The organism is Nesterenkonia flava (genome assembly GCF_031432335.1).
GTDB classification, from domain to species: domain Bacteria; phylum Actinomycetota; class Actinomycetes; order Actinomycetales; family Micrococcaceae; genus Nesterenkonia; species Nesterenkonia flava.
Genome location: NZ_JAVKGT010000030.1, coordinates 1 through 11,254, shown reverse-complemented (window position 1 = coordinate 11,254; position 11,254 = coordinate 1). Strand labels below are relative to the sequence as shown.

Sequence of the window (11,254 nt, the reverse complement as noted above, 5' to 3'; positions counted from 1 at the left end):
CGCCTGAAGAATACGTTCCGCGGGCGGGGAAGCGTCAGTCAATTCCATACTGCTTGAAGAGTCGCTCATCGGGATCGGTGAGCGACTCTTCAATGAGCCAGCGGTTCGCCTCGAGGGCGCGTTGGTCTCGGTTGACCACCCGCTCGCGGGCCTGATCCACAGCGGCCTGAAGCAGATTCACCTGATCCCGGAACTCCTCGGCGTAGCGGGGCTTCGCGCTGTCGGGTAGTTCGAGGAACAGCTGCACCGTTCGGGGGAGATGCCGCGTGATCGTTCCGTGAAGAGCGTCCTGCTGATCGGGAAGTCGCTCCAACGTGTGCCAGCGCGCCACAATCTCCCCCAGGGCACCCACCACGGCGCGGAGCTGATCCGGAGTTCCCGGAGGCAGCTGGTGGTGATGCTGTGACACCTCAGCCTCCACAGCAGCCAGTTTTTCGGACAGCCGAGCAGGACCGCCGGTGATCCGCGCGGACCCCGTGGTCGAGGGCAGCCGTCGTCCAGCCAGTGCACCGTAGGTCCCGGCAGCCGCAGCCCCGCCCACCACGCCCCCGGCGGCGAGCGCCCATGGATTGGGCAGCATCAGCACCAGGAGCACCACAAATCCCAGCACAAAGGCCGCTGCCGAGGCCGAGTAGGTGATCCTCCGGTCACGACGGCGTTCAGGTCCCGACTCCGCTGGCATGGCGTGTCTGTCCTCTCGTTGGCTTCCTGCCACCAGGGTAGTGCGAGAAGGTGCACGCCCCCTCCACGGCCCCATCACGACTTCCGTGCAGCGGGACTGCATCCCCTTCCTGGGGCTTGAAGCCATAGCATCACCGCAGGACTCGTCCGGACAGCAGGACGAGCGCAGAGGCCGACGTCGCTTCAGGAGAGAACAATGCTTGAGAATTCCAGGGTGCAGACCGCGTTGGTGACCGGATGCGGCAGAGCAGACGGCATGGGAGTGGCCATCGCGCGGCGCCTCGCCGCCAACGGCTACCAGGTAGCCCTGCTCGATCGATTCTCAGAGGGAGTGCTCAATGAGGGCGAGGCCGCAAGCGCCGAGAACCGCGGCGTAGAGTCCCACGCCCGCGAGATCGCAGAGGCTACAGGGGTCCGGACGCTCGCGGTGATCGGCGATATCGCAGATCCATCCGACGTCGAACGCGTCTACTCGCAGGTGGAGCAGGAGCTGGGGCCGGTGAGCATCCTGGTGAACAACGCCGCGGCACCCCAGGGACGCGACCGCGTCGATATCGCCGACGTCCCCCTGGAGGCATGGCATGAGCAGCTGCGGGTCAACCTCACAGGCACCTTCCTGATGATCCAGCGAGCGGTCCCGGGCATGCGTGAGCACCGCTACGGACGCATCGTGAACATCTCCTCCATGGCAGCCAAGTCCGCCGCAGGACAGGCGGCGGCATACTCCGCCTCCAAGGCTGGGGTCCTGGGTCTGACCCGCTCGGTGGCTATGGACCTTGCCCCGTGGGGCGTGACGGTCAATGCCATCTGCCCCGGACTGGTGATGACCAGCCGGGCCAAGCTCGGCGAGCGCCAGGGCCGCAAGCCCTCCGGCGGTGACATGGGTTCCCGCATCGCCGTAGGCCGCGGAGGTCAGCCTGCCGACATCGCGGCCGCCGTTGACTATCTGACTCATCCCGACAACGGCTACATCACGGCCCAGACTCTTGTGCTCGACGGCGGCGGCATCAGCCCCTTCCCCGTCAAGCGCCCCGACCCGCAGGACTGATCCCCGCTTCGGCAGGGCTCTCCCGCACCCCTGCCGAAGCAGGTCAGTTCACCACGTCGCCGTCACCATCCGCGGATCACCCGGACCCACGGCGTGGGTGGCGCCGGTCAGAACTACGGTGGCGCGGGGAGTCGCCGCACCAGGGATCTGGCGCGCATCCCTGTTCCGCTCATTCACGATGGCCCCGCCGGTCGAGTCCTGTGTGTCTGCCGCATGGACCAGCACCGCTTCGGCATGGGAGGCAACCCACACCTCAACCTCGCCCGGCTCCACCACCCGGCGCATATCCCGTGCGGTGAAGGCGAAGCGCTGCACCGGCACGTCAAAGGTGACGCGGCGGGACTCCCCGGGCTCCAGGACTACTCGCGCATAGCCGAGCAGCTGGGCAACCGGCCGGGTCACTGAGGCGACCGGGTCACGCCCGTAGAGCTGCACCACGTCCGTTCCCTGACGTTCACCCGTATTGGTCACCGTCACCGTCACCGCGAAGCGACCGTCCGTCGTCGTAGTCCCCTCCACCTCCAAGTCCGCATACGTGAAGGAGGTGTAGGAGAGGCCGAAGCCGAAGGGACGCACCGGCGTGGAGTCGGTGGAGGTGACGTCTGAGGGACCCCCGAGGATCGGTCGCAGATAGGAATAGGGCTGGGCGCCGGCCGAGCGCGGCAGGCTCACCGGCAGACGGCCCGAGGGATTGGTCGCCCCGGTCAGTACCGAGGCGATGGCCCGACCGCCCTCTTCACCGGGGAAGAACGCCTGCAGCACAGCCGCGGGGCGGGCCGCATTCTCCTGCGGGTCCAGTGCCCAGGCCAGGTCGTAGGGGCGGCCGGTCAGCAGCACCGCGATCACGGGGGTGCCGGTGGCCGCCAGATGCTCCACGAGTTCACGCTGAACGCCGGGCAGCTCCAGCGACTCCACGTCATTGCCCTCCCCGACCGTGCCGCGTCCGAAGAGGCCCGCCTGGTCCCCCACCACGACGACGGCAACGTCAGCATCAGCGACCAGCGCAGCAGCTTCGTCGAATCCCGTACGGTCATCGCCCTCGACCTCGCACCCGTGGGCATAGGAGATCTCGGTGTCAGGCAGCGCCTCGGCCAGTGCCTCTGCCACGGTGGGAATCTCAAAGCCGGTCTCGTAGCCGGGGTGATGGGCCAGCACATGATTGGCGAACGAGTAGCATCCCTGCAGCGCGTCGCTCCGGTCCGCGTTGGGCCCGATCACCGCGATGCGACGGGCTTCGGCGGCCAGGGGCAGCACGCCGTCATTGGCGAGCAGAATGATGGACTCGGCCGCCAGGCGGTGGGCGATGGCCCGGTGCTTCGGGCTGTCCAGGTCTACCGCTGCCGGCGGCTCGTCCTCGAACGCCTCGGCCTCCAACAGGCCGAGCTGCTCCTTCTGCCTGAGCACCCGGAGCACCGCACGGTCCACGTAGGCCTCGTCGAACTCTCCCGAGCGGATACGTTCGATCAGCGGCCCGAGGTAGGCGTCGCCGGTGGGAAGCTCGACGTCGATGCCGGCCTTCAGGGCCAGCGCAGCAGCCTCCCCCCGGTCCGCAGCCACAGCGTGCATAGTCTCCAGGAAGCCCACGGCAAAGTAGTCTGCGACCACCACGCCGTCGAATCCCAACTGTTCACGCAGCAGCGTGGTGAGAAGGGAGTCATCCGCCGCGACGGGCACCCCGTCGATCTCGGTGTAGCTGTTCATGACCGAGGCCACGCCGCCGTCGCGGATGGCCATCTCAAAGGGCGGCAGGAAGATGTCGGCTACCTCACGAGGGCCGGCATGCACGGGAGCGTGGTTGCGCCCGGCGCGCGAGTTCGAGTAGCCGAGAAAGTGCTTGAGCGTAGCGTGGACGCCAGCGTCCTGCAGTCCCCGCACGTAGGCGGTGCCGATGGTGCCGACCACGTAGGGGTCCTCGGCGATGCACTCATCCACACGTCCCCAGCGCGGGTCGCGGATGACATCCACTACGGGCGAGAGTCCCTGGTGGATGCCCAGCTGGCGCATGGATTCTCCGATGGCCTCGCCCATCTCGGCGACGAGCTCGGGGTCGAACGAGGCGCCCCAGGCCAACGGGGTGGGGAACGTGGCTGCCTTCCAGGCCGCCAGCCCGGTGAGGCATTCCTCATGAACGAGCGCCGGAATGCCCAGCCGCGTCTCACGTTTGAGACGTCGTTGCTCCTGCCACAGCCAGGCCGCCCGCTCCACCGGCTCAACGGGTCGCGTGCCGTAGACGCGCGTGTAGTGCCCGATACCGTCCTTGGTGATATCGGCCAGAGAACGTCCGTCCTTGGCGGTGCTCATCTCGTCAGCCATGGGGGCGACAACCTCGCCGCCTTGGTCGAGCCAGTAGCCTGCCAGCTGCGCGACCTTCTCTTCGAGTGTCATCCGCCCCAGGAGCTCCTGCACCCGCGCGCTGACGCCGGTGGGATAGGCGGGGATGGTCGTGTTGCTCACGTGATTCGCATTCTGTCCGCCGGACGCGGGCTGAGGGGAGGGCGCGGCTGCGCCGGTCTGAGTGGGCGCGGCGTCCTTGGCGGGTGCTGTGGAGGTCATCCCTTCACCGCCCCCTGGAGGCCGTTGACAATGCGCTTCTGCATGGCGAGGAAGAACACCAGCGCGGGAATCATGGCCAGGGTGGTGAAGGCGAAGACGCCGGCAGTGTCCGCGGAGTGCTCCGAGGAGAAGTCCGCGACGCCCAGCGGCAGGGTCTTCATCTCGCTTCCCAGCAGCAGCAGGGGCAGCAGATAGGCATTCCACGAGCCGACGAACGCCAGCACACCGACGGTGACCATGCCGGGGCCCGAGAGCGGGAGCAGGATGCGCCAGAAGAAGCCGATGCGGCTGGTGCCGTCCAGCATGGCCGCCTCTTCAAGCTCCTGCGGCAGCGCCATGAGGAAGGGCCGCAGAATCACTACGGTCATGGGCAGCGCGAAGGCCGCCTGCGGCAGTGCCACTCCCCACCAGGTGTTGCCCATGCCGAAGTTCTGGGTAATGAGGATGAACAGCGGCACGATGGCGACCGTGGCGGGGAAGAGCAGACCGATCACGAAGACCATGAACAGCACTTCGCGGCCCCAGAACTGATACCGAGCCAGTGGGTACGCCGCCATGATCCCGAACACCACAACAATGGCGGTCGTGATGACCGCGACAACGGTGGAGTTGAAGGCGTACCGCCAGAAGGGTGAGTCCGGGGAAAGCACCCCGGCATAGTTGGACAGGACCCAGGGATCAGGCATGCCGGCGGGATCCGCCGCCAGCTGCGCATTGGTGCGGAAGCCTCCCAGCACCGCGTAGAGAACCGGACCGATGGTCACGGCGACGACGACGAGGGAGATCCCGTAGACCAGCGGGTTGCCGCCGGAGTACCGCTTTCCAGGGCCTCGTCGGGTGCGCTGACGCTGACGCTGCGTGGGGAAGACTGGGGCGAGGGTACTCACACCTTCAGTCCTTTCTTCTTTCGGCGGCCCTCACCGGACCGGGTGTCGCGGCTCAGGATGAGCTGCTGATAGGCAACGGCCAGGATGAGCGCGAGCACGAACAGAATGACCGAGGCCGCGCCTGCGATGCCGAAGTTCTGGCTTCGGGTTCCCTGATCGATGAGGAAGGTCGCCATCGTCGTCGTCGAGTTGGCCGGACCTCCACGAGTGAGGATCCACACCATGTCGAAAAGCTGCAGGGAACCGATCATCGATAGGAAGCCCCAAGTGCGCATGGTGGGGCCCAGCAGAGGAATGGTCACCCGCCACTGGACCTGCCACCACGAGGCGCCGTCGAGCTGGGCGGCCTCATAGAGGTCCTCGGGCACCCCCTGCAGGCCGGCCAGGAAGAGGATGACGGCTAGTCCGAGGTACTTCCACGTCAGGACCACCAGCACAGTCCACAGCGCCAGATCAGGAGTCCCGAGGAAGCCCTGCGGAGGCCCGCTGATACCCAGGGAGGACAGAATCGTGTCCACGACGCCGTACTGCGGCTGAAGCAACTGGAACCAGACGACGCCGGCCACGACCTCGGCCAGGACGTAGGGCACGAAGATGATGGTGCGCACCAGCCCCTGACCCCACATTCTGCGGTTCAGCAGCAGGGCCAGCGCCAGGCCGAGCGGCAGCTGCAGCACGATCGAGCCCACGACGATGATGAGGTTGTGGATCACGGCGTCGGTGAAGACCTGGTTGGTCAGCACCGAGGTGTAGTTGGCCAGACCAACAAAGTCGACCATGGGACCGAAGCCCCGCCAGCGGTAGAGCGACATATGCACGGCGGTGACGATAGGCCATGCGACAAAGACCGCCAGCAGTGCCAGGGCCGGCGTCACGAAGAAGGCAATCTCTGCTCGTTTGCGCCACTTGGCGCGGCTGGCGCCCTTGCGTCCGGCGCCCCGGGCTGGGCCCGCCGCGCGCACTTTTCTGCGCACGGCGGGCCCTTCAGCGGGGGTGGACGTCGCAGGCGAGGCGACCGCGGGGGCGGACACGTCGGCTGCCACGCGGGTTACTCCGCTGCCTGCTGGATGGCGTCGACGATGTCCTGCGGCTCGGCCTGGCCGGCGAACATCAGGGCGATCGCGTCATTCATCGCATTGCCCACCGACTGGCCCAGACGGGTGTCGAGGTAGAGCTGGGTGTTGCCGCCGCTGTCACGGACGGGAATGAGCTGGGCCAGGGTCTCGTTGGAGAGCGAGTCCGTGGCGGCCGGGTTGGTCGGCAGACCCATGTCCAGCTCGGCAAACCCAACCTGCACCTCGTCCGAGAGCAGATACTCGGCGAAGTCCACCGCGACGTCGGGGGCGCCCGCGGAGACCGACCAGGCGTCACCGCCACCCATCTGATCGTTGGGGTCACCAGCCTGGCCCTCGAAGGTCGGGTAGGCGAACCATCCGAGGAAATCGGGGACTTCACCGTCTTCGCGCAGACCGCCCACGACGCCGGGCTCCCAGTGACCGGCGAGCTCCATGGCCACCTTCTCAGTGGCCAGCAGGCCGGAGGCCGAGGTCGGACCGGACTGCGCGGGCGTGCTCAGGAAACCGGCGTTGAACGGCTCCAGCGCGATGGTCTCCTGTAGGTTCTCCCCGGCCTTGAGGAAGCACTCGTCGGAATAGTCGGCGTTCTCGATAGCGGCCTCAACGGTGTCGAACTCGCACTCGCGAACCACGTTGTAGTACCAGTAGTGGGCCGCAGGCCACTTGTCGCCGGCACCGACGGAGATGGGAGTGATACCCGCGCTCTGGAGCTGCTCCACGTACTCGGTGAACTCTTCGTAGGTGGGATTGGGGGAGACTTCGTCAATGCCCGCTTCAGCAAACAGATCCTTGTTGTACCAGAAGCCCACCAGGCCGATCGAGTAGGGCAGCGCGTAGACCCGCTCGTCCACGGTGTACTGACCGGTGAAGGCGGAGATCTTCTCAATGGTCTCCGAGGCGTCATCGGTGAGGTCCCGCACCAGCCCGGCCTCAACCTCGCCCGCGAGCTCGCCACCGCCGCGGCTCATGTACACGTCGGGGATCTGGTCGGTGTTGCCGCCCTGGAATGCGGCCTGGAGCTTGGTCAGCATGTCCTCGTGCTGCATGGCCTCGACCTGCACCGTGACGCCCTCGTGGGCGGCTTCGAAGTCGGCGGCTACCTGGTCGTAGTACTCCTTGCCTTCACCGGTGTTCGAGTTGTGCCACCAGACAATGGTGTTCTCGTCACCGCCGCCGGTGCTGCCGTCGTCGCTGGCCCCGGCACCCTGACCGGCACAGCCGGTGAGCGTCACGCCGGCAACCGCGGTCACGGCCGCTGCTGTCATCCATGTTCTGCGTACATTCATGGCTTTGAGCCTCCTCATTGAGTGAACGCGCCGCTCGGCTCCAACCGCCGATTCCTCCGATGCGTCTGAGATGAGAATGTCACCTACGTCACATTTGTGTCAATCGTTATCGATAACGATTTCGAAACTGCGCTTAGACTGATCCCCATGAGTGATACCGCGGTCACACAGCCGTCATCGGAGCGAGTGACCATACGTGACGTAGCCAGGGCCGCAGGGGTCTCAGTCGCTACGGTTTCGAAAGTCATCAACGGCCGCGACGGCATTGCAGAGGCCACCAGTGCCCGCGTGCTGCGTGTCGTCTCGGATCTCGGCTACGAGAGTTCCCTCGTGGCCGCTTCTATGCGACACCGCCAGACCAATCACATCGGTGTGCTCGTCGCAGAGTTCGAGCCTTTCGCGCTGCAGCTGCTGCGCGGCGTTTCCTCGGCGCTGCAGGATACGAAGTACAACATCCTCGCCTACGCGGGAAGCGTCTCGGCCGGATCGCACACCGGATGGGAGCGCCGCTCCCTGTCACGTCTCGGGGGGACCCTGATCGACGGAGCCATTATCGTGACGCCCACCGTGGCCCAGCCTGCCTCCTCCATCCCCACGGTCGCGATCGACCCTCATACGGGTCCAGCAGGCCTCGCCACCGTCGACACGGATAATCGCGGGGGCGCACGGACGGCCACGGAACACCTGATTGCCCTGGGACATCGGCGCATCGCACACGTCCGCGGGCGTACCGATCTGGAGTCGGCGCAGCTGCGTGAGCGCGGCTATCGCGAGGCCCTGGAGGCCGCAGGCCTTTCCTGTGATCCGGCACTGGTGACTGACGGCGGGTACCGACCCGCCGAATCGACCTCCGCCGCGGAGGAACTCCTCGCCGCCGAGCAGCCCCCCACCGCGATCTTCGCCGCAAACGACCTTTCCGCACTAGAAGTGATACGTGTCGCCGCCTCACGCGGCCTGCGCGTGCCAGAGGACCTCTCCGTGGTCGGCTTCGACGACATCCCGGAATCGGCTGCGTCCACTCCTGGGCTGACGACTATTCGCCAGCCCCTCCTGCAGATGGGCGCGGCCGCCGCCCACATGCTCCTGGACATGCTCGGCGGCAGCGAACCCGAGCACACCCGCCTGCCCGCAGAGCTCATCGTGCGCGGCTCGACCGCGCCCCCACAGGAGGATTCATGACCCTTGACCACCGCATCGAATCAAGAACCTTCACCCTCACGGGGGCAGATGGAACCCCCTTGGCTGGCCGTGACGTCGTCGTCGAACAGCTCCAACACGACTTTGGCTTCGGGAACATCGGCTTTGAGCTGGTGCCCCATGCCAACGGGGAAGCGGATCTGTCGCAGCTAGCCCAGGACTGGCTCGCGCTCTTCGACACGGCCACTCTGCCGTTCTACTGGGGACAGTTCGAGCCCGAGCGGGGTCAACCGGACACCGCTCGCCTGCTCACGGCTGCCCGATGGTTCGCAGAGAGGGGTGTACGCCTGAAAGGGCATCCGCTGGTGTGGCACACCGTGAAGGCGCAGTGGATGGATCCGCTGCCCAGCGACGAAGTCCTGAGTCTCACGCGTGGACGCATCACACGAGAGGTGGAGAGCTTCGCGGGTCTCATCGATACCTGGGATGCCATCAACGAAAGCGTCATCATGCCGCAGTTCACCAACGAGCCGGACGGGGTGCCCAACGCGATCTCGCGCCTGGCGCGCGAACTGGGGCGACCGGGGATCATCCGCCTGGCCTTGGAGACTGCTCGAGCTGCCAATCCTGCGGCAACGTTGCTGATCAACGACTTCGACCTCTCCTCGCGCTATGAGCGCGTCATCGAAGAGACTCTGGAAGCGGGTGTGCGGATCGATGCCATCGGCCTGCAGACGCACATGCACCAGGGCTACCGGGGAGAGGACCGCCTGCTGGAGGTGGCTGATCGTTTCTCGCGCTTCGGCCTGCCCCTTCACTTCACCGAAGTGAGCCTCGTGTCGGGCGACCTCATGCCCGCCGAGGTTGAAGACCTCAATGACTACGTAGTGGACGAGTGGCCCTCGACCCCTGAGGGAGAGGAGCGCCAAGCTGACGAGCTGGGAGCCATGTACCGCGCACTGGCCGGTCACCCCGCCGTGGAGGCCATCACCTACTGGGGAATCACCGACACGGACGCCTGGCTAGGCGCACCGATCGGTCTGCTTCGGCCGGACGGTAGCCGTAAACCCTCTTACGATCGACTGCACAGCCTCATCCGTGGAGAGTGGTGGTTGCCCCCGACCACCATGACCACCGACGACGACGGCACCCTCACCGTGCGAGGCTGGCGCGGCCGGTACCGAGTCAGCTCCGACTCAGCCAGCGCGGAGTTCGAGGTGGCCGCGGGAGAGCCCCAGCAGCTCGTGCTGGCCTGAGCACGCACTTGTGGCTCCGCCACTAGAAGCAACTCACTTCGCCGCATGGTTCGTCTCGGCTACGCGGATCCTCACTGGCGGGCAGCGGCGATTCGCGCCATCCGGGGGCGCTGCCGTGTCCCGGAGGGCTCAGCTGCGCCTCGTTGATTCCCGAGGTGTGCAGCAGCCACGAAATCAACGAGTTGGAGTTCCACATGTCGTCGATCCCGAGTACATCGCGCCCCCAGACCAGCTGCGGCACCTCGGGCACCCGAGCGAGAAGTGCGTCCGCTTCGACGGACGAAAGCGCCAGGCGCAACGGCGGAACGGTTGCCCAGTCGCGGTCCGGGATGGTGCCGTCACGCCAGCATCGGACCTCATAGCGGAAGAGGCGAGAAGCGCCGAGCCACCGCGCACCGACTGGTCCGGTGGCGACGACGCCCCGGCTGCCTGCTGGTCCACCCCATGCAGGCGTCATCTCGATCACGTATCGGGGGTGGCCGTCGAACACCTCGAGAGCCGCGTGGAGCAACGGGCGCGCACCACGACGCTCACGAAGGGCGTTCAGCAGTTCCCACCATCTGCTCGTATGGATCACGACGTGTCCGCCCGCTCCCACGGGCAACCACCACAGCGCGGCATGGGGGTCCGTCATGGACGACTGCGCACGGCCCGTGCCACGATCGCGGATACAGGAATGTGCCCGAGAGCGAGGACTACTGCGGCGAACGCGATCTACGGGTTGCTCAGCCATGCAGCAGTGCTGAGGAACACCACGACCGGGAGAATAGCCATCGGCACGGGAAGTACCCACCATGAGCAGTAGAGCACGGCTCCCCTTCGCCCTGTGAACAGGTACCGCATCCAAAGTGCGTAGTAACCCGCCAGCCCAACGAACACGATGAGCCCTACAATTCGGTGATTTCCCCCGGCTGGGTGATCGCGGACACGACCAGGCACAGAGCCTGTCCCGCAAAACGAAGAAGGGAGCCGCCCACATGGGCGACTCCCTTACTTGCTCAACACGAGAAGCTCCTGTTAACACCATCCATCGGGTCGGTGTTAGCAGTAGACCTCGCTTGGTCGGGGTGACAGGATTTGAACCTGCGGCCTCGTCGTCCCGAACGACGCGCGCTACCAAGCTGCGCCACACCCCGTGGCCTTGCGTGCATATAAACCGCTACGCACGCAGGGATCTATCTTACCGAACTCTCCGCCCGCTGATCAAAACGAGGGGCAGAAGCGCACGCAAAGAGGCCCCCGATTCTTGCGTCTCTGCAAGATTCAGGGGCCTCTTTTCAATGTGTGTCCGGCGGTGTCCTACTCTCCCACACACTCCCGTGTGCAGTAC

At 66.1% G+C, this 11,254-nt stretch carries 9 protein-coding genes and 1 tRNA gene; 3 read left to right on the top strand and 7 right to left on the bottom strand.

Going from position 1 to position 11,254, the window contains the following annotated elements:
* Window positions 1-34 precede the first annotated feature (34 nt).
* The gene (locus RH857_RS10765) at window positions 35-682 is read right to left on the bottom strand and encodes a hypothetical protein (protein WP_310537976.1); all 648 of its coding nucleotides are present in this window, start codon (window positions 680-682) and stop codon (window positions 35-37) included.
* Window positions 683-877: 195 nt separating this feature from the next.
* Here RH857_RS10765 and RH857_RS10760 point away from each other — a divergent pair, with 195 nt between their 5' ends.
* Entirely contained in the window at window positions 878-1,729 is an 852-nt protein-coding gene (locus RH857_RS10760; RefSeq protein WP_310537975.1) for an SDR family NAD(P)-dependent oxidoreductase, read from the top strand.
* Window positions 1,730-1,777: 48 nt separating this feature from the next.
* On the opposite strand, the gene RH857_RS10755 is transcribed toward RH857_RS10760, so the two are convergent.
* Genes RH857_RS10755 through RH857_RS10740 form a run of 4 tightly spaced genes read right to left on the bottom strand, consistent with a single transcriptional unit; the run spans window position 1,778 to window position 7,531 of the window.
* A complete protein-coding gene (locus tag RH857_RS10755) occupies window positions 1,778-4,282 on the bottom strand; it encodes a beta-xylosidase/alpha-l-arabinosidase (protein WP_445482732.1) in 2,505 nt (834 codons plus the stop codon).
* Complete coding sequence (locus RH857_RS10750) at window positions 4,279-5,169, bottom strand: carbohydrate ABC transporter permease (protein ID WP_374761160.1); 891 nt, start codon at window positions 5,167-5,169, stop codon at window positions 4,279-4,281. The genes RH857_RS10755 and RH857_RS10750 overlap by 4 nt, the downstream gene beginning before the upstream one ends.
* Complete coding sequence (locus RH857_RS10745; protein ID WP_310537974.1) at window positions 5,166-6,212, bottom strand: carbohydrate ABC transporter permease; 1,047 nt, start codon at window positions 6,210-6,212, stop codon at window positions 5,166-5,168. The genes RH857_RS10750 and RH857_RS10745 overlap by 4 nt, the downstream gene beginning before the upstream one ends.
* Before the next feature lie 5 nt (window positions 6,213-6,217).
* A complete protein-coding gene (locus RH857_RS10740) occupies window positions 6,218-7,531 on the bottom strand; it encodes an extracellular solute-binding protein (protein ID WP_310537973.1) in 1,314 nt (437 codons plus the stop codon).
* 147 nt (window positions 7,532-7,678) lie between these two features.
* Between RH857_RS10740 and RH857_RS10735 the strand changes: the two genes are divergently transcribed.
* Together RH857_RS10735 and RH857_RS10730 are read left to right on the top strand one after the other, a co-directional pair.
* A complete protein-coding gene (locus RH857_RS10735; RefSeq protein ID WP_310537972.1) occupies window positions 7,679-8,710 on the top strand; it encodes a LacI family DNA-binding transcriptional regulator in 1,032 nt (343 codons plus the stop codon).
* Window positions 8,707-9,924, top strand: a complete 1,218-nt coding sequence (locus RH857_RS10730; protein ID WP_310537971.1) for an endo-1,4-beta-xylanase — start codon at window positions 8,707-8,709, stop codon at window positions 9,922-9,924. Before RH857_RS10735 ends, RH857_RS10730 begins: the two co-directional genes overlap by 4 nt.
* Window positions 9,925-9,946: 22 nt before the next feature.
* Here the strand turns inward: RH857_RS10730 and RH857_RS10725 are convergent, their stop codons facing one another.
* Both RH857_RS10725 and RH857_RS10720 read right to left on the bottom strand, forming a co-directional pair.
* Entirely contained in the window at window positions 9,947-10,558 is a 612-nt protein-coding gene (locus RH857_RS10725) for a hypothetical protein (protein ID WP_310537970.1), read from the bottom strand.
* A 425-nt stretch (window positions 10,559-10,983) separates the two neighbouring features.
* Window positions 10,984-11,060: transfer RNA gene (locus RH857_RS10720), tRNA-Pro, on the bottom strand.
* Window positions 11,061-11,254 lie beyond the last annotated feature (194 nt).